The following is a 19,065-nucleotide window of genomic DNA, read 5'->3' on the forward strand; positions in this document are numbered from 1 at the left end:
CCAGCGAGAAACACGCAAGGATGGGGCGGTGAGCATTCCGTCCGGACATATCGAGATCCCTGCGCGCGTGCGGGCACTCGCACACGCCGCCACTCTCGAACCGGTGTGGCAGAACAACAATGGCGGGCTGACGTTCCGCACGGACGACCGCCGCTACATCAAATGGGGCCCCCGCGACCCTGAGGCGAACATGCGCGACGAGGCCGAGCGCATGCGATGGGCGTCGCAGTGGATCACCGTGCCCGAAGTGATCGAGCAGGGCGAAGATGCCACACACGAGTGGCTCGTGACCGTCGCGCTCGACGGGCTCAGCGCCGTCAACGGACGCTGGATCGCAGAACCGGCCGTCGCTGTGCGCGCCGTCGGTGCGGGTTTGCGGATGCTGCACGACGCACTCCCGGTCGACGAGTGCCGCTGGGAGTGGAGCGTGGCATCCCGGATCGCGAACGCTCAGACTCGCAGCATCCGCATTCCCGAAGAACTCCGCGACGCGCCACCGATCGATCGGCTCGTGGTGTGCCACGGGGATGCCTGCATGCCGAACACCCTCTTGAACGCCGACGGCAACCCATTCGCCCACGTCGATCTCGCCGTTCTCGGCACCGCCGACCGCTGGGCGGACATCGCCGTGGCCTCGATGAGCACCGAGTGGAATTGCGGCCCCGGCTGGGAGGACGCACTCATCGACGCGTACGGCCTCGAGCCTGACCGTGAACGTCTCGCCTACTACCGGGCACTGTGGAATGCGAGCTGATGACTGGAGCAAGGATGCATAAGACGACCGACCAGGGGATGACGGTCACGGAAGCCCTCGCATCGTGAGCACTGCGGACTTCGTGGGGATCATCCTGCTGAGTGTTCACGTCATCGTGGGGTTCGTAGCGGCGGTGGCGATCTCGCTGCACAGAAAGCCCGCCACGGCGATTGCCTGGATCCTGACGATCATCTTCATCCCCCTTCTCGGGGCAATCGCCTTCTTCCTCATCGGCTTTGGCCGACTCCCTCGGCGGCGGCGCGAGAAGCAAAAAGAGGTCAATGCGCTGATGCTCGATCGTTCGGGCGTCACCGCACACCGGGCGCCGCCATCGACCCCCGACTGGCTGGACACGGCCGTGATACTCAACGAGACACTCGGTGCGCTCCCCATCGTCGCGGGCAACAGAACGACGTTGATCCAGGACTACCAGGGATCATTCGATGCGATGATCGTCGACATTGACGCCGCCCGCGAGTATGTGCACGTCGAGTTCTACATTCTGGTGAGAGACACGACCACGCAGCCGTTCTTCGACGCACTCGCGCGCGCGGTCGCCCGGGGAGTCGTCGTACGGGTGCTCTCCGACCACGTCTCGGGGTTGATGTTCCCGCACCGGAAAGCAACACAAGAAGCACTCGCGCAGATGGGGGCGCAGTGGAGGCCGATGCTTCCGTTGCGTCCCCATCTCGGGCAATGGCAGCGCCCAGACCTCCGTAACCACCGCAAGCTGGTCGTCATCGACGGGTACGTCGGATACACCGGTTCGCAGAACCTCATCGATGCGACGTACCTGAAGCCGAAGAATGTTCGCCGCGGATTGCACTGGATCGAACTCATGGTGCGGCTCGAGGGCCCCGTGGTCGGCGAGCTCGATGCGGTGTTCATCACAGACTGGTTCAGCGAAACAGACGAGCTCCTCCCCGTTCACACCTATCCGGCGCGGGCCGCCGCCATCGCGGCATCCGATTCAGGGAACGACAAACCACTCAGCGATACGCCACTCGACAATATCGACGCGCAGGTGATTCCGAGCGGCCCCAGCTTCGAGAACGACAACAATCTCAAGCTGTTCGTCATGCTCATCCAGAACGCACGCGCACGAGTGAGCATCACCAGCCCGTACTTCGTTCCGGACGAGTCGACGATGCTGGCCATCCTCACCGCGGCCGCACGCGGCCTGGATGTCGAGCTCTTCGTGTCGGAGGTCGCAGACCAGGTCCTCGTCCATCACGCGCAACGCTCGTACTACGCAGCACTTTTGGATGCGGGGGTCGCCATCTACCTGTACCGATCGCCGACCGTACTGCACTCCAAGCACTTCTCCATCGACGACGAGGTTGCCGTCATCGGATCGAGCAACATGGACATCCGTTCATTCAGCCTCAACATGGAGGTCTCCGTGTTGGTCCGCGGGCGAAAGTTCGTCGATCAGTTGAAACTCGTCGAGGACGACTACCGTCGCAACAGCATCAGGCTGCACCGCGAAGCATGGGCGAGGCGGCCGTTGCGCGAGAAGGTGATCGACGGGTTGGCGCGGCTGACATCCGCATTGCAGTGACCCGGCCAATCCGCTGCAGCGGAGTCATCTCCGCCCAGAGGTGAAGCCCTAAAACCAGGGGTGTCGGGTCGTGGGTGGTGGCCTTAGTGTCGGATAGGACAGCGAACACCGAACAACCGAGAGAGTGGGCATGCGCACACCGATCCCGCTCCTCGTGGCGCTGATTGCCGCAGGGTTCTTCGCGATTGTTCCGGCAGGCGCGGCGACTGCAGAGGTGGACTCTCCGAACGTCACGGCGACCGAGAATGCCACAGACCCCGCGCCCGCCACGGACGAGCCTGCGGACAGAGCGACGGACGAGCCTCAGCCACCGGCAACCGAAGAACCCGAGACTCCCAAACCCTCGGCGCCAGCCGAGGAAGTGACGGCGCCTCCGACGGAGCCAGCATCGGAGGTTCCGCCCGAGGACGACACGCAGGACGAGCAGGATGCTCCGGACGAGGACACCGATGTCGACGCTCCGATACTGGAGTACGTGCCGCCTGCGGCGAGCGCCACTATTCCCATGGTCAGCTGGGTTGCCGCGGTGGTCATCATCATCGCGAGCATTCTCCTGCTGATCGGCTTGCAGGCACAGCTGCGCCACCGCACAGCCACAGCCCCCATCCCTCTCCCCATCCGACGCCGAGCACAACGGACGGAGGACGAGTGGTCGATGCAGCCGTCAGGCGAGGCCTTCTCCGCCCTGGAGACAGTGGGCGAAGCGATGCTCGATGCCGGCTATTCCGTCGTGTCAGTGCAACAAGCACTGACAGACATCGCCACTGTCAACGGACACCCGTCCACTGAACTGATCGTGTTTCCCACTGCACTGATCGTCTCCTCCCGTGTAGGAGGGCACGTGCGAACCGGTGCGGTCGGCACGGCTGGCTCGCAGCTGCTGCTGCATCAGGTAGACGCGCTCGATCACATCGTGGAGGATGCGCGTGCCGGCCGTATTGGGCCCGCAGAGGCGCGGCGCGGGGTGGCAGCCGTGCGCGCCCTTCCTCCATCGACGGGGCGCGGGGTCCGGGTGGCTGCATACGCTGGAGTGTGCGCTGCTCTTGCCGCACTCCTCGGTGGGTCCTGGATCGGACTGGCGTTTGCTGCAGCTCTGGGCACGCTGGTCGGAATCGTGCTCCTGCTGGCGGAGGCCGTTCCGCGTCGCTTCACACCTCTCGTCACGGTCGGGCTCGCTTTTGGCGTCTCCGCCACGGTCTTCCTTGTCACCGGTGCCGGGTGGGACCCCGGCATCCTTCCCTCCCTGATTGCCCCGCTCGTGCTTCTCTTGCCGGGAGGCCTGCTCACGACCGGAATGATCGAGCTGGCATCCGGGCAGATGATGTCGGGTGCTGGCCGACTGGCGGCCGGATCCATGCAACTGGTACTGCTCGCGCTTGGGATCGTGTCTGGCGCGATGCTCGTTGGTGTACCGCAGATCGACATGACCGAGGCGAGCGCACCACTTGGACCAATCGCCCCCTGGGTCGCCGTTGCCGTCTTCGGCGTCGGGATCGTGATCAACCAAGGGGGACGGATGGCGTCCATACCCTGGATCCTGCTCGTGCTCTACGTCGCATACGGCGCACAGGTCATCGGAAGCATCTTCTTCGGAGGAGTGCTGTCGGCCCTGATCGGTGCGCTCGCCATGACGCCGGTCGCGATCCTCGCCTCGCGGCATCCGTCCGGCCCCGCAGCCAAGGTCAGTTTCCTCCCCGCGTTCTGGCTGCTCGTGCCGGGGGCGCTCGGGCTCGTCGGAGTCGCCGCGCTCCTGAGCGGCGACAGCGCGGGAACGACCACCCTCGTGACCACGATCACTACAATGGTCGCGATCGCTCTCGGAATCCTCGCGGGCACTGCACTCACCGACCGCACCTTTAAACTCTGACGCCTGGAACGAGACCCTCCATCATGTCCGCAGCCGATGTAGCTACAACACGCGTGGTGGCAGAGCCAGCGCACTCCCTTCGTGTGGAGTCGTACGCCATCTACGCCGCCCTCGCCGCTGGCGTCCTAGGAGCATTCCTCGGCATCGTCATCGGCGTCGCTCTGCCCCCGCTCAGCCTGTTCGGCGACTGGTCATTCGGGAGCATCGTCGCCATCGCCGCTGGAGCGGTCGCGGCGATCACCAGCGGCATCGGATACTGGCGTGTGCGAGACATGCCTGGGCAGGAATGGCGACACTCGCTCTCCGCCGCGACCTTCACCGTCAACACGATCGCGGTGGTGCTTGTGCACCTCGTGCTTGCCGTGTTGGCGGCGCTTGCGTCCTTCCTCATCCTCAGCCTCGGGTTCGTCGGGTTGAAGGTCGAGCCGTTCTGGACGGTCGTTTTGATGGCGGTGAGCCTCGGGCTCAGCGCATATCTCACCTACCTGTCGGTGTCGCGCATGACGACGCGGCGGATGTCTTCACTGCTGATGGCTTTCGTCGGCATCGGCACTTTCGCGGCGATGCTCACGACCCCGGATCCGCTCTGGTGGGACACGCACTTCAGCCACCTCGGCACCTTCTGGAGCGTGTCGAGTCTGGTGTTCAACGGCACCCTGGTCATCGGCGGCCTCCTCGTCACCGCTTTCGCCGTCTATCTCACGAACGATATGAACGCGCTCCTCGAGCGGCGGATCCTTGCACGCGAAGACGGTCCCAAGATCATCGCAAGGATGTTCATCATCTTGGGCATCATGCTGGCTGGGGTCGGCCTCGTCCCGGTGAACGTGAGCCTGCTGGTCCACAACCTCTGCGCGGGCGGCATGGCCGTCATGTATATCGGGATGCTCGCAAGCGGACACCGGATACTTCGAGGGATGCCACGCGCATACTTCATCGCATCCTGGGTGTTCCTTGCCGCAGTACTGGTGTCCACGCTGCTCTTCGCCGTCGGATTCTTCGGGCTGACCGCGTTTGAGATCGTCGTTTTCGCGCTCATCTTCGGATGGATCTCGGTCTTCATCCGATTCCTCGGCGTCGCAGGTCAAGGCGACTGAAGAACGCGCGCTGATGTCTCATCCCCTCATGTTCGTGGAAGACGATCCACTGCTGGCGCGAGTGCTAACCATTGCGCTCGCGTTGCCCGAGGCCGACGAGAAGGTCAGCCACGGCCGCCCCGCGTTTTTCACACAGAAGGTGTTCTGCTACTTCGGCGGCTCCCAACGCATAGACGACGAGTGGATCGCGCACGACGCAGCAATCATGGTGCGACCCGATCCCGGTGACGATCCGGCGCTGCGACAAGACACGCGATTCTGGGTGCCCGCATACCTCGGCCCGTCCGGATGGCTCGGCATCGACCTCGACCAAGCGACGGACTGGCGTGAGATCTCCGAACTCATCGATGCGTCGTATCGGGTGACCGCTCCGAAACGGCTGGTTCGGACGCTCGACGAGCGATAGTGGTCACTTCATTATTCTTTGTTAGTACGTATTAGCGTACTATTGCGACATGGATGACGAACTGGAAGCACTGCGCGAAGAAGTGCGTGCCCTGACGAAACGAGTCGACACCCTCGACGCACAGCAGCGGCCGGACCAGACGACCAATCGGCCACCTGCCAGCCAAGACGCGTTCTGGGCGCTGGCTGGATTGCAGTCACGACTTGCGGAAGCTCCGTCCACAGCCGATGGCGCAGTAATGCTCGTGGGCTCTCTGACCCTGCCTACTGGCTCTCCGGTGTCATGGCAGCAGAGCGTCGGGACCGCAGGAATGCTAGAGACGGAGTGGACGGAGCAGGCTTCCGTGTTCGCGGCACTGGGGCATCCGGTTCGGGTGGAACTGCTGCGGCACATCCTCTCCGGCGTGCACGCGACTGCCGATCTCGCGGCGATCGAGACACTCGGAACAACCGGTCAGCTGCACCACCATCTGCGACAACTAGTCAGCGCCGGGTGGGTACGTCAGAGCGGGCGTGGCCTCTACGAGATTCCAGCGGCACGGATCGTCCCCTTACTAGCGTGCATGCTCGGAGCCGAGCGATGAGGCGGGCACTCGCCGCCATCTATCGCTTCCGCGTCCCCGGCTACTACGCAGCGACCGCGACCCTGGTCGCCGTCGCTCTGTCCGCACCCTTCGCACTGGGCGATGTCGCGCGCCAGGCGCGTGGCATCCTTGCGATGATCGCGGTGTGCGCGCTGGCGCTGTGTATCGTGCTCGCACTCGCCGCGCCCGCGTTTCTCCCCGAACGAGGAACAGTGAGCGTCGTTTCCCCCGTGCACGGACGCTGGTTGGCAATGAACAGCCCTGCTTCGAAAACGCCCAGCCACGGAGTCCGCGCATACGGCCAGACATACGCGATCGACCTCGTCAACGAGCCGGTCGATGCAGTCCGCCCGACCTTCGGCGGCAGCCCCGCGATGCGTTCCCCTTCGGAGTATCCGGCATTCGGAGAGCCGGTGTTCGCCATGTGCGACGGAGTGGTGGTGCGCGCATCCGACTGGCGACGGGATCACAGAGCACGCTCCAATTTGCTCGCCGTGATCTACATGATGATCGAAGGTGCGATCCGGGAGCTGGGCGGGCCGGGATTCGTCATCGGTAACCACGTCACGGTTCGCGGCGCGGACGGCGTGCACGCCATGGTCGCGCACCTGCAACGCGGGTCAGTCACCGTTCGCGTCGGCGAGACGGTCCGAGAGGGTGAGCAGATCGGTAGCTGCGGAAACTCCGGCAACACGAGCGAGCCTCATGTGCATGCTCAACTCATGGACCGCGCATCCCCGTGGACAGCCGTCGGGATTCCGATGAATTTCGCGGACATCACCCTCGAGGACGGCTCGGAGGGTGCCGATGCGCTGCCGCAGAACGGCGAGCATATGACCGCGCACGCACTAGCGCCCGCGAGACAACATCCGCTGCGCCAGACACCAAATTCTGCGTGAGGCACCATGACAGCCGTGTTGTCTCACGCAGAGAGTAGTGCCGCAGGCAGCAGATGATGTCGCAGCATGGAAGAAAACACCTCAGCTCCAGACGAACCTGAACGTGCCGAGAAGCACCGCTGCCGTCAGCGCCAGCGCCATCATCGCCACGCCACCGAGGAGCGCTACCGCGTCTCGTCTGTGCAGACGCGATTTTCTGGACCAAGTGCGCGGGATGCCGGAGCCGAAGCCGCGCGCCTCCATCGCCATCGCCAGCTTCGTGCCACGCCGCACCGCGAACACCAGAAGCACGAATACCATCGAGAAGAATCTCCGTAGCACCCCCCTGTCGCCGACGCCTCTGGCCCTGCGGGCGAGCCCCATCGTTCGCCAGTCATCGAGGAAGAGTCCGAGCATCCGAGTGCCGGCGAGAATGCCGAGAACGAATCGGCTGGGCAGCTTCAGAACCTGCGCGAGTGCATCCGCTAGCTCGGTTGGATCGGTGTTGCCGAACAGCAGAATCGTCGGCAGCCCCAGCGCCACGACACGCAGACTCACCGCGATTGCGAGGCTGATCGAGTCTTCGCTGATCGTTGCGAAGCCGAAGGTCCAGTAGATGCGACCGGCAGGTTCTGCGTAGAGGAGCATGCTCAGACCTGCAATCGGCGCGAAGATCACGATCGGCAGGATCCGGCGCAGCAAAAGCGAAAAACGCAAGCCGGTGAGCGGCAGGCACAGCAGTTGCAGTCCGATCGCGACGAGGCCGCTGACGACGTCGATTGACGCGAAAAGCGGCACAGAAAGCAGCAGCGCGAGCACCAGCTTCGTCACCGGATTCACGCCGTCAAGCCACGACCCCCCATCTATATGGAGCGAACCGTCGGGTTGGGGGCCATCGGGCGCGGGTTTGCGCCAGATAGACGGGCCAGTCACGAGGCCGCCCCAAGCTCGATACGGTGCCCGCCGAGATGGCGGATCACCCCCTCGTCGTGCGTGACTGCGACCACCGTCGTTCCCTCGGCAATCTCCTCTTGCAGCAGCGCGACCAGTTCGATCCAGCCGCGGCGGTCCTGCCCGAAGGTCGGCTCATCGAGCACGATCACCTCAGGAGATGCCGCGAGCACCGTCGCAACCGAGAGACGCCGCTTCTGCCCACCGGACAGCGTAAACGGGTTCGCCAACGCGAGTTTCGACAGGTGCAGTCGCTCAAGCAGCGTGTTGACGACGACGTCGGTGCGCGCACTGTCCCAGCCGAGCGCCTTCGGACCGACGGCGAGCTCATCGCGCAGCGTCTGGGTGAGGAACTGATGCTCCGGTTCCTGGAACACCGTACCGATGCGGGTGAGCAGTTCGCGCGACGTCCACCGCAGCGGACGGCGTCCGCCGCGACCAGCCAACTCCGCCGCTGCAACCACCTGTCCGGTGTGCTCGGGAATGAGTCCTGCCAACGTGAGCGCGAGCGTCGACTTGCCGGCGCCATTCGACCCCGTGATCACTGTCGCGCTCCCCCGCGGCACGCGCACGTTGAGTCCCGACTGCACGACGGTGCGCGGATCACGAGCGATCGCGAGCCCCGAAGCCGACAGCACATCGGATGCCACTGCGCCCGACAGCTCCGGCAGATCGAGACTCTGATCGGGCACCCAGACGCCGGCATCCGCCAGGGACCGCCCATGCTCGGCGAACACCTGAGAAGGTGAACCGTCGGCGAGCAGGCCGCCGTCTGCGGCGAGCACGATCACACGGGTCATCAGGCCGACCCACACCGGAGTCCGATGCTCGACGACGACGAGCGTCGCTCCTGTGGCATCCACGGCGCGCTCCACGCTCGCGCGCACTTCCGCGACGCCGTCCGGATCGAGATTCGCGGTCGGCTCATCGAGCAGCAGCAGTCCAGGTCGCATCGCGAGTACGCCCGCAAGCACCAACCGCTGCTTCTGCCCGCCGGAAAGCGCCTTGGTCGCACGGCGCAGTGGCACATCCAACCCGACGGCATCGAGTGCCTCGGCGACGCGGGCAGGGATCTCGGATGCCGCAACGCCGAGATTCTCGCACCCGAACGCGACATCGTCGCCGACCTTCGACAGCACGATGCCGGCATCCGGATCCTGCATCACGAGCCCTGCCTGCCCCCGCCGAGACTCCGGCGTCGCACCATCGATGAGGAGCGATCCTGAGCGCTCTCCCTCGTCTGCGTCGCCGAGGACACCTGCAAGGCCCGCGAGAAGCGTCGACTTGCCCGCACCAGATGCGCCAAGCAGCAGTACCCGCTCACCAGGTTCGATCGTGAAGGTGACCTCACTGACGGCGGGAAGTTTTCGCCCTGCGTAGCGCCACCCCCAGCCCGCAGCCTGCACGCGGGCTGGGGTGGCAGAGGTCATGCTCAGACCTCGCGCACGTGTTCTCGACCAGCGGCGAACCGGCTGAGAGCACCGGTCGCGGCGAGCGCGCGCACGAGCAACCAGCCGACGACTCCGGCGAGGATCGCGCCCGAGACGACAACAGACACCAGGTAGATCGTGTTGAACTCGAGCGACTTGAGGATGTTGGGTGAGCTGCCGTAGAACAGCTCGAAGGTCCACGCGGCGACGGCGGCACCGATCCCCGCGAGGGCCGCAACGACGACGCCGAAACGGCGGTAGAGGAACAGCGCGAAGATCAGCTCCGCACCCAGCCCCTGCACGAGCCCGGACAGAATCGTCGAAACGCCCCACACGTTGCCGATCAGCATCGACACGATCGCGGCGACCAGTTCGACGACCAGTGCCGCGCCCGGCTTACGAATCACCAGACCACCGACGACACCGCCGATCAGCCAGATACCGACGGCAACGCCGCCAAGTCCGGGGGTCAGGGCATCTGCAGCACCGAACCAGGCACCGCCGACAATGTTCCACCCCCAGAAGACGAGCCCGATCGCGACGCCGAGGACGGCAGCGACAACGATGTCGACGACGCGCCAGCGCGATGGACTCTGGGTGCTGTACTGCACGGCAGTGGGCGTGCGTGTAGACGTGTTCATCTGAACTCCTCCCTGCGCTGGCATGACCCAGATCAGGTTCGACGGTCGAAGCGCGTGTCGCTCCCTCTCAGCCCGACTTACCGGACTCCCGTGGTTGTGTTGACGATCATACCGAACAGGGGAGTTCCTGGCGCACTGCGCACACCGGGAGCGAGATTCGGTAGCGTAGGTGGGTGACCCCTGACGATGCGACGCCCGATACGGGCACGCTCAGCCGGCGTGCGCTTCGCGCGCGTACGGGAGCGGTCGATACCGCGCGCCCCTCAGCCCTGCCGTTCACCAATGCCGCGGAGGCGAAATCGGATGCCCCGGAGGCGGTGCCGAACACCTCAGAACCGCTACCGGATGCCCCGGAAACACGGGATACGTCCACCACTGCCGAGACAATCTTCGACTTCGACGCCGACGCCGACCTGAACGTGCTCGAGCGCGCGGTGGACGAGACCGCCTCAGACGCGCAGTGGGCTGATTCCGCGCGCCCAGTCACTGCTCTCACCTGGATCGATGTCGACGATGTCAGCGAAGGCACCCGCCCGGCCGATCTCAATGCGGTAACGATGTACGAGGCGGGACCCGACCTGCTGGGGGATGCCTCGCTGCGCTCCGGCGCGCGCACGTTGCTCGCGCCGCTGGGCACCGTCGCTGCTCTTGCCGTCGCCTATTCCGCGACGATGCTGCTGTGGCCACTGAACGCAGTGCCGCCGACCGTCCAGGCCGCCCCGCTCCAGGCGGTGGCGTCCGAGGCGGCGACGGTCACCTGGCCCACCATCGGAAGCGCGGGTGTGAGCATCGGCGGGGTCTCCTCGATGGCATCCTCCCTAGATGCGGCATCCATCGCCAGTCTGACGAAGGTCGTCACCAGCCTGATGGTGCTGGACAAGATGCCGCTGCAGCTCGGCGAGACGGGACCGGAATTCGCGTTCACGTATGGTGACACGCTCGACTACTGGAACTACCGCAGCGCGAATCAATCAGCGCTGGATGTACCGGTTGGCGGCGTGCTGACGGAGTACCAGATGCTGCAGGGCACCCTGCTCGGATCCGCGAACAACTATGTCGATCGACTGGCGCGCGACATCTGGGGCTCGAACCGACAGTTCGCCGAGGCCGCGGAGATATGGCTCGCCGACCGTGGCCTCTCCGCAATCACCGTGGTGACCCCATCCGGTTTCGACGAGGACAACATCGCCACACCGGAGGCGCTGCTGCAGCTCGCCGAGCGGGCGATGCAGAATCCCGTGTTCGCCGAGATCGTCGGCACCGCAAGTGTGGAGATCCCGGGCGCCGGCCTGGTGACCAACACCAACGGAATGCTCGCAGATCCGGGCGTCGTCGGCATCAAAACCGGAACCCTCGTGGGGTGGAGCCTGCTCACCGCGAAGGACGTCACGATCGGTGACACGACAGTGCACCTGTATGCGTCGGTGTTGAACCAGGACGATGACGACCAGCGGCTCGAAGTGACGCGCTCGCTGTTCGCCGAAGTGGAGGCCGCACTGGCGGCAACACCTCCGGCAGTGCAGGCCGGCACGGTTGTTGGCACGGTCAGCACTCCGTGGGGCACGAGCGTGGATGTGGTGACCGACAGCGACGCGAACGTCGTGCTGTGGAACGGCGCATCGGCGGACACAACAGTAACCTTCGACCTGCGCGATCAGCGCGCCGATGGCGAAGAGATCGGCACGCTCACGGTGAACGGGCCCGTGGATGCCACAGACTCCAGCGTCTCCCTCGCCGAAGAACTCAACGGACCGAGCCCGCTGTGGCGCCTGACGCATCCCCTTGAGATCCTCGGGCTCGCTGCGGACGACTGACAAACGACAACAACAAAAACTATGGCCGGCTGCGATTGCAGCCGGCCACAGTTGATTACCTCAGATCTCAGACCTCCGCCTGCACCTCGGCCTCAGCCTCAGCCTCAGCCTCTCCGGTGACAACGACCGGGACGGAGCCGGTGAGGGCCTCCTCCGCGTCGATGTCGGTCGCTGCCTGCTCGAACTGCGACTGGTACAGCCGCCAGTACGCGCCCTGCGCCGTGATGAGCTCGTCATGCGAACCCTTCTCGACGATGTCGCCGTGCTCCATCACGAGGATGAGGTCGGCGTCGCGGATGGTCGACAGACGGTGCGCGATCACGAACGAGGTACGCCCCTGCCGGAGCGCCGCCATGGCGTGCTGCAGCAGCAACTCGGTGCGGGTGTCAACGGCGCTCGTCGCCTCATCGAGGATGAGGATCGACGGCTTCGCGACGAACGCGCGCGCGATTGTGATGAGCTGACGCTCACCGGCCGAAACGTTCGCCGCGTCTTCTTCAAGAACCGTCTCGTACCCGTCGGGAAGCGCGTGCACGAAGCGGTCGACATACGTCGCCCTCGCTGCGGCCAACACCTCTTCGTCGGTCGCCGAGGCCCGGCCGTACCGGATGTTCTCCAGGATGGAACCTGCGAACAGCCACGGATCCTGCAGCACCATGCCCGTGCGCGAGCGCAGCTCGGACCGGGTCACCTCAGAGATGTCCTGCCCGTCGAGCAGGATGCGGCCGCCGCTGAGTTCGTAGAAGCGCATGATGAGGTTCACCAGCGTCGTCTTGCCCGCGCCGGTCGGTCCCACGATCGCGACCGTCTGGCCCGGCTCTACCCGGAACGAGAGGTCGTTGATCAGCGGACGCTCCGGTGTGTAAGAGAACGACACGTTCTCGAACTCGATGACGCCCTCGCCGTCGGCAAGAGTCGGAGCATCTGCCGCATCCGGTTCCTGCTCGTCGGCGTCGAGGAAGTCGAACACCCGCTCGGCCGAAGCCGTACCGGACTGCACGACTGCCGCCATGCCACCCAGCTCCGACAGCGGCTGCGTGAACTGCTGCGAGTACTGGATGAACGCCTGCACGTCACCGAGGCGCAGCTGGCCGCTCGCGACCATCAGACCACCGAGGACGGCGATGCCGACGTAGGTCAGGCTGCCGATGAAGGTCATGCCCGGCATGATGATGCCAGAGAGGAACTGTGCCTTGAAGCTCGCCTGGAACAGCTCTTCGTTCTCGGCCTGGAACTTGTCGAGCGCATCCTTCTCACGGCCGTACACCTTGACGAGCGCGTGTCCGGAGAACGCCTCCTCGACGCGGGCGTTGAGCCGGCCGACCTTGCGCCACTGCGATCCGAAGGCCTTCTGCGATCGCGGACCGATGACGCCGAAGATGACGCCCATGAGCGGCAGAGCGACAAGAGCCACGAGAGCGAGCTGCCACGAGATGGAGAACATCATCACCAGCACACCGATGACGGTGAGCACCGAGGTCAGCGCACCAGAGAGGGACTGCTGCATCGCGGTGGTGATGTTGTCGATATCGTTCGTCACGCGAGAGATCAGCTCACCGCGCTGCACCTTGTCGAAGTACGACAGCGGCAGGCGGTTGATCTTCGCCTCGACGGACTCACGAAGACGCCACATCGTGCGCACCATGATGACGTTGATGACATAGCCCTGGATCCAGGTCAGCAGCGCAGCGCCCACGTAAATCGCGAGGACCGCGATGATGATCGTGCGAAGCCGCTCGAAGTCGATGCCGGCGCCGACCTGGAAGTCGGTGAAGGCCGCGACCATGTTCGCGAAGTCATCTTGGCCCTGCGACCGCAGCAGCTCAATGACCTGCTCCTGCGACGTACCTGCCGGAACGCCGCTGTCGCCCAGCGTCTTCGAGATGAAGCCCTCGTAGATGATGTTGGTCGCCTCGCCGAGCACCTTGGGCGCGGCGACGGTGAGCACGACGCCGATCGCGCCGAGGATCGACACGAAGACGAACCAGATGGCGGAGGGCTTCAGCAGCCCGATCATGCGGGCGAAGCTCTTGCCGAAGTGGTCGGCCTTGCCAGGGGCGGGGGCGTCCCAGCCTCCCGCCTCCAGGCGCGCCGCGTCGGCGAGCTCTGCTTCGTACTGCTCTTCTGCAGTGAGCTGTTCTGGCGTGCTCATGCGTCCACCCCCAGCTGCGATTCGACGATCTCACGATAGGTGTCATTGGTGGCAAGGAGCTCGTCGTGGGTGCCGATGCCGACCATCGCGCCGCCGTCGAGAACCACGATGCGATCGGCATCCATGATGCTCGACACACGCTGCGCGACAACGATCTTCGTCACCTCCGGCAACTCACGCCATAGCGCCTGTCTCAGCCTGGCGTCTGTCGTGAGATCGAGCGCCGAGAACGAGTCGTCAAAGATGAGAAGCTCAGGCTGATGCACGATCGCCCTCGCGATCGCGAGTCGCTGGCGCTGCCCGCCGGAGACGTTGGTTCCACCCTGGGCGATGCGCGATTCGAGTCCATCGGGCATCTCTTCGACAAAGTCGCGGCCCTGCGCGATCTCGAGCGCGTGCCAGAGCTCTTCGTCAGTGGCCTCTTCTCGCCCATACCGCAGGTTCGACGCGACTGTTCCGGTGAACAGGAACGGCCGCTGCGGCACCAGGCCGATGCTCTTCCACAGAGCTTGGACGTCTGCCTCACGCACGTCTGTGCCGTTGACACGCACGGCTCCGCCGGTGACATCGAACAGGCGCGGGATCAACGAGACGAGTGTGGTTTTGCCTGCGCCGGTCGATCCGACGATCGCGACCGTCTCACCCTTGTTCGCACCGAAAGAGATGCCCGACAGCACCGGAGCCTCGGCCCCGGGGTAAGTGAACTCGACATCTTCGAGCATGACCGTGCCGGGGGTGCTGAAGTCGACGACTCCATTGTCCGGACGGTGCATGCTCGACTCGGCGTCGAGAACTTCGCCCACACGCTCGGCCGACACGGCCGCACGTGGGATCATCATCGCCATGAAGCTCGACATGATCACGCCCATCATGATCTGGCCGATGTACTGCATGAATGCGAACAGGGTGCCGACCTCAACATTGCCCGAGTTGATCTCCACACCACCGAACCAGATCACACCGACGACGGTGATGTTGAGGATCAGCATGAATGCCGGGAAGAGCAGCACGAACAATGAGCCGATCTTGCGCCCGAGAACCATGAGTTCCGTGTTCGTTTCGCGGAAGCGCTCTTCCTCGATGGGCTCACGGACGAATGCGCGGACGACCCGCACGCCCGTGAGCTGCTCGCGCATGACGCGGTTGATCGCATCGAGCTGCTTCTGGTTACGGCGGAACAGCGGAACCATTCGACCGATGATGAGAACGGCGACGATCAGAAGTGCCGGCACCGAGACGGCGATCAGCCAGCTCAGACCGACGTCCTGCTGGACGGCCATGATGATGCCGCCGATCGCGAGCAGCGGCGCTGTCACGAACATCGTGGCACCCATCATCGCCAGCATCTGGATCTGCTGGACGTCGTTGGTGTTGCGCGTGATCAGCGAGCCGGCGCCGAACTGCGACACCTCGCGCTCGGAGAAGCCGCTCACGCGGGAGAACACGTCGGCGCGGATGTCACGGCCGATACTCATGGCCGCCTTGGCCGCGAAGTAGGTCGCGATGATCGACGCCACGATCTGGCCGAGCGACACCACGAGCATGAATGCACCGGTACGCCAGATGTAGTCGGTATCGGCCTGCGCGACACCCTTGTTGATGATGTCGGCGTTGAGTCGGGGGAGGTACAGCGTGGCGAGCGCGCTGGCGAACTGGAAGACCAGCACGCCGATGAGTAGCCATCGGTACTTTGAGAGATAGCGGACGAGGAGTTTTCCGAGCATGAAGGCGTCCTTGTAGGAGAGGGGCCGAAGCGGCCACAAGATAGCGTGTCACGGACCTCGGACATTGAGAATGGAAAGAGCGCAATGTCCGCTCAGGGCGAAACGATCTGCTGATCGCACCGGGTTTCCTCCACCCGGCAACGCGGACCGAGGTCGTCAGTCGAAGAGCGCCACCTCTGGCACGTACGCGCGCGCGGCCGCTGCGGCATCCGGAGCAAGTTCCGCAATCGTCGCGGGCTGCCATTTCGGCGAGCGATCCTTGTCGACCAACTGCGCCCTGATCCCCTCGACGAGGTCGGGGTGGTGAGCGCCGAACCAAAGCACGCGGCGGTACTCGCCGATCAGAGCGTCGCGTAGATCACCCTCGCGGGCCTCTCGGACGGCCTCAAGCGTAACCGCGAGTCCGGTCGGTGACAGCTCCGCGAGTGTTGCTGAAGCAGCGGATGCCGCAGGCTCCGACCGTGCGGACAGGCGCTGCATGACCTCACCGATCGTGTCTGCAGAAAAAACCTCGTCGATCCATCTCCGCTCCTCCACCAGCTCCGAGGGCTCCGGTGTTTCGTCGAAGAGCAGCACAAGCTCGGCCGGGCTCGTCGGATCGGCGCGCTTGCCCAGTGCCTCACGCAGTTCTGGCAGGTGCTGCGACAGCACATAGTGATCGGCGAATCCGGCGTAGATGGCATCCGTGCCTGACATCGCGGCGCCGGTCAGCCCCAGATACTCACCCAATCGACCCGGCGCGCGACCCAGCAGGAGCGTTCCGCCGACATCAGGGGTGAACCCGATCCTCGTCTCCGGCATCGCCAGACGACTGCGCTCGGTAACGATGCGGATCGCAGCGTGGCCCGCGAGTCCGATGCCGCCTCCCATAGTGACCCCATCAGCGAATGCAACGACGGGCTTCGGATACTCGGCGATCATCAGGTTGAGCGCATACTCCGAGCGGAAGAAGTCGATCGTGTGCTCTGGGTGGCCGGCAGTGATCTCGTCATACAGAACGCGCACATCACCGCCCGCGCACAGGCCGCGCTCCCCCGCACCATCGATGAGGACAATGTCAATATCGGTGTCATGCCGCCAGGCCTCCAGCGCCGCGGAGAGCTGCCGGATCATGTCGATATTGAGCGCATTGATCGCCTTCGGGCGGTTCAGCGTCAGGCGCCCGAGCGATCCCTCGGTGCGGACAAGAACAGCGGATGCCTCATCGAAGTCAGTCACGCAAGCCACGTTACATCGACCAGTTCTGATCGGTCTGCACACTCCCAACGCGAGATTCTGCGTGTTTTCCGGCAGGATAGGGAGAACGCCCATGCAGGAAGGCCCCGAATGCCCGACGGACAGTTGATCGAGTTCGACCACGTGACTAAACGCTTCGGCGCCGTCGCCGCCGTCTCGGACTTCTCCGCGCGCATTGCCCCCGGAGTCGTGACCGGGTTCCTCGGCCCGAATGGCGCAGGCAAGACCACCACATTGCGGGTGCTTCTTGGACTCGAGCGACCAACGTCCGGCAGCGCGACAATCGGCGGCACGCGGTACTCGGAACTTCGCAATCCTGCACGTGTCATCGGCGCCATGCTGGAAGACACTGGTTTCCGCCCCCGTCGCACGGTCGAGCGGCACCTCATCGTGGCGGCGAAAGCCAACGGCATCCCCCTGTCCCGGGTCGGCGAGCTCATCGCCTTCGTCGGTCTCGGCGGAGACGTCGAGACCCGCATCGCTGCGCTCTCGCTCGGCATGCGTCAGCGTTTGAGCGCAGCCACCGCGCTATTGGGGGACCCGGGTGTGCTCGTGCTGGACGAACCCGCGAACGGGCTCGACCCTGAAGGTATCCGGTGGATGCGCACTCTCATCCGCAGCCTCGCTGATGAAGGGCGCACAGTGTTGGTCTCGTCGCACGTGCTCTCGGAGATCGAGCAGACCGTCGACGAGATCCTCGTCATCGCACGCGGCAAGCTGAAGTTCGCCGACACCATGGAAAACCTCGCCGACCCGAGAACGGGGCCGGTTGTGGTGGATGCCGCTGACCGCTCCGCATTGTCCACCACGCTGCACGACGCAGGCTTCGAGTTCGAGGTGCTGCGTTCAGGCCTCACGGTGCGCGGCAGTGACGCTGCGACGATCGGTGGCATCACTGCTCGTGCCGGAGTCGCGCTCACCACACTGCAGCAGCGCGGCCCGACACTCGAGGACGTCTTCCTCGATCTGGTCAACGACCGCTACGTGCCGCCGGCTCCCGTCGTGGCGGATGCGACGACGGCTCTGCCCATCATCGATGCACCGGCCGTTGAACCCGAGCGGGCCGCCGAGCCTGTAGAAGCACCCGAGCCGACCGCTGCGCCTGCAGAAGCGCCCGAGGCTGAGCCTGAAGCGACCGAGGCCGAGCCCGTCGAAGCCGATCATCCCCTTCCCGGTATTGCCGGTCTCGCCGCCATGGCGAGCGTATTCTCCTCGCCGGCACCGGAATCTGCCCCCGAAGACGCAGCGTCCGCCGCGCCTGAATCCGTCGAGGACGAAGCATCCAAGACAGACGAAGCACCCGAACCCGCCGAAGCATCCGAGGCAGATGAAGACGCGACCCGTGCCATCAACATCGTTCCGGCGGCGAACGACGACTCCGCAGAGTCAGATGTCGCAGAGGAGTTCTTCGACGGGCTCTCCGGCGACCCTGCGTCCGATGACGACGCGGCAGACGATGACGTTACCGCAGGCGAGCAGCGCTGACGTCACGCCGGGCGCGGCCGGATGACCGGACGCTGACGACCCTTCACCACCGGGATCGGTGCGGTGCTGGCGATCGTCACGACATCGACCGGCTTGTCTGAGACGTCGAGCCGCAGCGCCTGGGTCAGGGAAAGCCCGTGACGTGTGGTGAAGATGAGCCGGTCAAAGTGCTCATCACCCTCAAGGTCAATGACGACACTCGCTCGACGGCCCCGGAGCATGACGAAGTCAGTGGTGGCAGCGGCCTTCCAAGTGCCGGCGGCGATCAGGCCGGGGATCCGCGTCCCAGGCCCTGGGACGCCGCGGAGCCAGGTCCACGCGTCGTCAGTCAGCTGCACCTTGGTGATCGTGTCGCGAGCGATCCGCACGTTCTCACGATGAAATGTCGCCGCACGCTCGACCGGTGAGAGCACAACCTCCAGTTGTGTCTGATCCAGGAGCAGCGTCACCATTGTTCCAGTCTGCCAGCGCCGCCCCGTAAACGGT

At 64.8% G+C, this 19,065-nt stretch carries 16 protein-coding genes and 1 riboswitch; of the genes, 9 read left to right on the forward strand and 7 right to left on the reverse strand.

Going from position 1 to position 19,065, the window contains the following annotated elements; all coding sequences use genetic code 11:
• Positions 1-28: 28 nt before the first annotated feature.
• From AC1C2O_RS10995 to AC1C2O_RS11025, 7 genes are all read left to right on the forward strand, one after another.
• On the forward strand, positions 29-754 hold the full coding sequence (locus AC1C2O_RS10995) for a phosphotransferase (protein ID WP_495430471.1): 726 nt from the start codon (positions 29-31) through the stop codon (positions 752-754).
• Positions 755-818: 64 nt separating this feature from the next.
• On the forward strand, positions 819-2,315 hold the full coding sequence (gene cls, locus AC1C2O_RS11000) for a cardiolipin synthase (protein ID WP_495430472.1): 1,497 nt from the start codon (positions 819-821) through the stop codon (positions 2,313-2,315).
• A gap of 130 nt (positions 2,316-2,445) precedes the next feature.
• Entirely contained in the window at positions 2,446-4,182 is a 1,737-nt protein-coding gene (locus tag AC1C2O_RS11005) for a threonine/serine exporter family protein (RefSeq protein WP_495430473.1), read from the forward strand.
• A gap of 23 nt (positions 4,183-4,205) precedes the next feature.
• On the forward strand, positions 4,206-5,279 hold the full coding sequence (locus tag AC1C2O_RS11010) for a hypothetical protein (protein WP_495430474.1): 1,074 nt from the start codon (positions 4,206-4,208) through the stop codon (positions 5,277-5,279).
• A gap of 13 nt (positions 5,280-5,292) precedes the next feature.
• Positions 5,293-5,685: an MmcQ/YjbR family DNA-binding protein gene (locus AC1C2O_RS11015; protein ID WP_495430475.1), complete on the forward strand. Its 393-nt coding sequence runs from the start codon at positions 5,293-5,295 to the stop codon at positions 5,683-5,685.
• Positions 5,686-5,734: 49 nt separating this feature from the next.
• The gene (locus tag AC1C2O_RS11020; protein WP_495430476.1) at positions 5,735-6,268 is read left to right on the forward strand and encodes an ArsR/SmtB family transcription factor; all 534 of its coding nucleotides are present in this window, start codon (positions 5,735-5,737) and stop codon (positions 6,266-6,268) included.
• Complete coding sequence (locus tag AC1C2O_RS11025) at positions 6,265-7,167, forward strand: M23 family metallopeptidase (protein WP_495430477.1); 903 nt, start codon at positions 6,265-6,267, stop codon at positions 7,165-7,167. Before AC1C2O_RS11020 ends, AC1C2O_RS11025 begins: the two co-directional genes overlap by 4 nt.
• Before the next feature lie 81 nt (positions 7,168-7,248).
• On the opposite strand, the gene AC1C2O_RS11030 is transcribed toward AC1C2O_RS11025, so the two are convergent.
• From AC1C2O_RS11030 to AC1C2O_RS11040, 3 genes are all read right to left on the reverse strand, one after another.
• Positions 7,249-8,013: an energy-coupling factor transporter transmembrane component T family protein gene (locus tag AC1C2O_RS11030; RefSeq protein WP_495431727.1), complete on the reverse strand. Its 765-nt coding sequence runs from the start codon at positions 8,011-8,013 to the stop codon at positions 7,249-7,251.
• A 62-nt stretch (positions 8,014-8,075) separates the two neighbouring features.
• Complete coding sequence (locus tag AC1C2O_RS11035) at positions 8,076-9,527, reverse strand: ABC transporter ATP-binding protein (protein ID WP_495430478.1); 1,452 nt, start codon at positions 9,525-9,527, stop codon at positions 8,076-8,078.
• A 2-nt stretch (positions 9,528-9,529) separates the two neighbouring features.
• Entirely contained in the window at positions 9,530-10,168 is a 639-nt protein-coding gene (locus tag AC1C2O_RS11040; RefSeq protein WP_495430479.1) for an ECF transporter S component, read from the reverse strand.
• Positions 10,159-10,270, reverse strand: a riboswitch (TPP riboswitch). It overlaps the preceding gene by 10 nt.
• A 71-nt stretch (positions 10,271-10,341) precedes the next feature.
• Here AC1C2O_RS11040 and AC1C2O_RS11045 point away from each other — a divergent pair.
• The gene (locus AC1C2O_RS11045; RefSeq protein WP_495430480.1) at positions 10,342-11,982 is read left to right on the forward strand and encodes a D-alanyl-D-alanine carboxypeptidase family protein; all 1,641 of its coding nucleotides are present in this window, start codon (positions 10,342-10,344) and stop codon (positions 11,980-11,982) included.
• Between the two features lie 67 nt (positions 11,983-12,049).
• On the opposite strand, the gene AC1C2O_RS11050 is transcribed toward AC1C2O_RS11045, so the two are convergent.
• The 3 genes from AC1C2O_RS11050 to AC1C2O_RS11060 form a co-directional block, all read right to left on the reverse strand.
• On the reverse strand, positions 12,050-14,134 hold the full coding sequence (locus AC1C2O_RS11050) for an ABC transporter ATP-binding protein (protein ID WP_495430481.1): 2,085 nt from the start codon (positions 14,132-14,134) through the stop codon (positions 12,050-12,052).
• Positions 14,131-15,858, reverse strand: a complete 1,728-nt coding sequence (locus AC1C2O_RS11055; RefSeq protein WP_495430482.1) for an ABC transporter ATP-binding protein — start codon at positions 15,856-15,858, stop codon at positions 14,131-14,133. The genes AC1C2O_RS11050 and AC1C2O_RS11055 overlap by 4 nt, the downstream gene beginning before the upstream one ends.
• A 156-nt stretch (positions 15,859-16,014) precedes the next feature.
• Entirely contained in the window at positions 16,015-17,076 is a 1,062-nt protein-coding gene (locus tag AC1C2O_RS11060; protein ID WP_495430483.1) for an enoyl-CoA hydratase/isomerase family protein, read from the reverse strand.
• Between the two features lie 108 nt (positions 17,077-17,184).
• Between AC1C2O_RS11060 and AC1C2O_RS11065 the strand changes: the two genes are divergently transcribed.
• Positions 17,185-18,579, forward strand: coding sequence for an ABC transporter ATP-binding protein (locus tag AC1C2O_RS11065; RefSeq protein WP_495430484.1), 1,395 nt, complete (start codon positions 17,185-17,187; stop codon positions 18,577-18,579).
• A 2-nt stretch (positions 18,580-18,581) separates the two neighbouring features.
• On the opposite strand, the gene AC1C2O_RS11070 is transcribed toward AC1C2O_RS11065, so the two are convergent.
• On the reverse strand, positions 18,582-19,031 hold the full coding sequence (locus AC1C2O_RS11070; RefSeq protein ID WP_495430485.1) for a hypothetical protein: 450 nt from the start codon (positions 19,029-19,031) through the stop codon (positions 18,582-18,584).
• Positions 19,032-19,065 lie beyond the last annotated feature (34 nt).

The organism is Microbacterium sp. Y355 (assembly GCF_059445345.1).

Bases quoted from the DNA above. Each gene is read 5' to 3' on its own strand.
- AC1C2O_RS11035 (WP_495430478.1), bottom strand. From the start codon at position 9,527: ATGACCTCTGCCACCCCAGCCCGCGTGCAGGCTGCGGGCTGGGGGTGG.
- AC1C2O_RS11050 (WP_495430481.1), bottom strand. From the start codon at position 14,134: ATGAGCACGCCAGAACAGCTCACTGCAGAAGAGCAGTACGAAGCAGAG.
- AC1C2O_RS11020 (WP_495430476.1), top strand. From the start codon at position 5,735: ATGGATGACGAACTGGAAGCACTGCGCGAAGAAGTGCGTGCCCTGACG.
- AC1C2O_RS11005 (WP_495430473.1), top strand. From the start codon at position 2,446: ATGCGCACACCGATCCCGCTCCTCGTGGCGCTGATTGCCGCAGGGTTC.
- AC1C2O_RS11055 (WP_495430482.1), bottom strand. From the start codon at position 15,858: ATGCTCGGAAAACTCCTCGTCCGCTATCTCTCAAAGTACCGATGGCTA.
- AC1C2O_RS11065 (WP_495430484.1), top strand. From the start codon at position 17,185: ATGCCCGACGGACAGTTGATCGAGTTCGACCACGTGACTAAACGCTTC.
- AC1C2O_RS11070 (WP_495430485.1), bottom strand. From the start codon at position 19,031: ATGGTGACGCTGCTCCTGGATCAGACACAACTGGAGGTTGTGCTCTCA.
- AC1C2O_RS11015 (WP_495430475.1), top strand. From the start codon at position 5,293: ATGTCTCATCCCCTCATGTTCGTGGAAGACGATCCACTGCTGGCGCGA.
- AC1C2O_RS11025 (WP_495430477.1), top strand. From the start codon at position 6,265: ATGAGGCGGGCACTCGCCGCCATCTATCGCTTCCGCGTCCCCGGCTAC.
- AC1C2O_RS11040 (WP_495430479.1), bottom strand. From the start codon at position 10,168: ATGAACACGTCTACACGCACGCCCACTGCCGTGCAGTACAGCACCCAG.
- AC1C2O_RS11010 (WP_495430474.1), top strand. From the start codon at position 4,206: ATGTCCGCAGCCGATGTAGCTACAACACGCGTGGTGGCAGAGCCAGCG.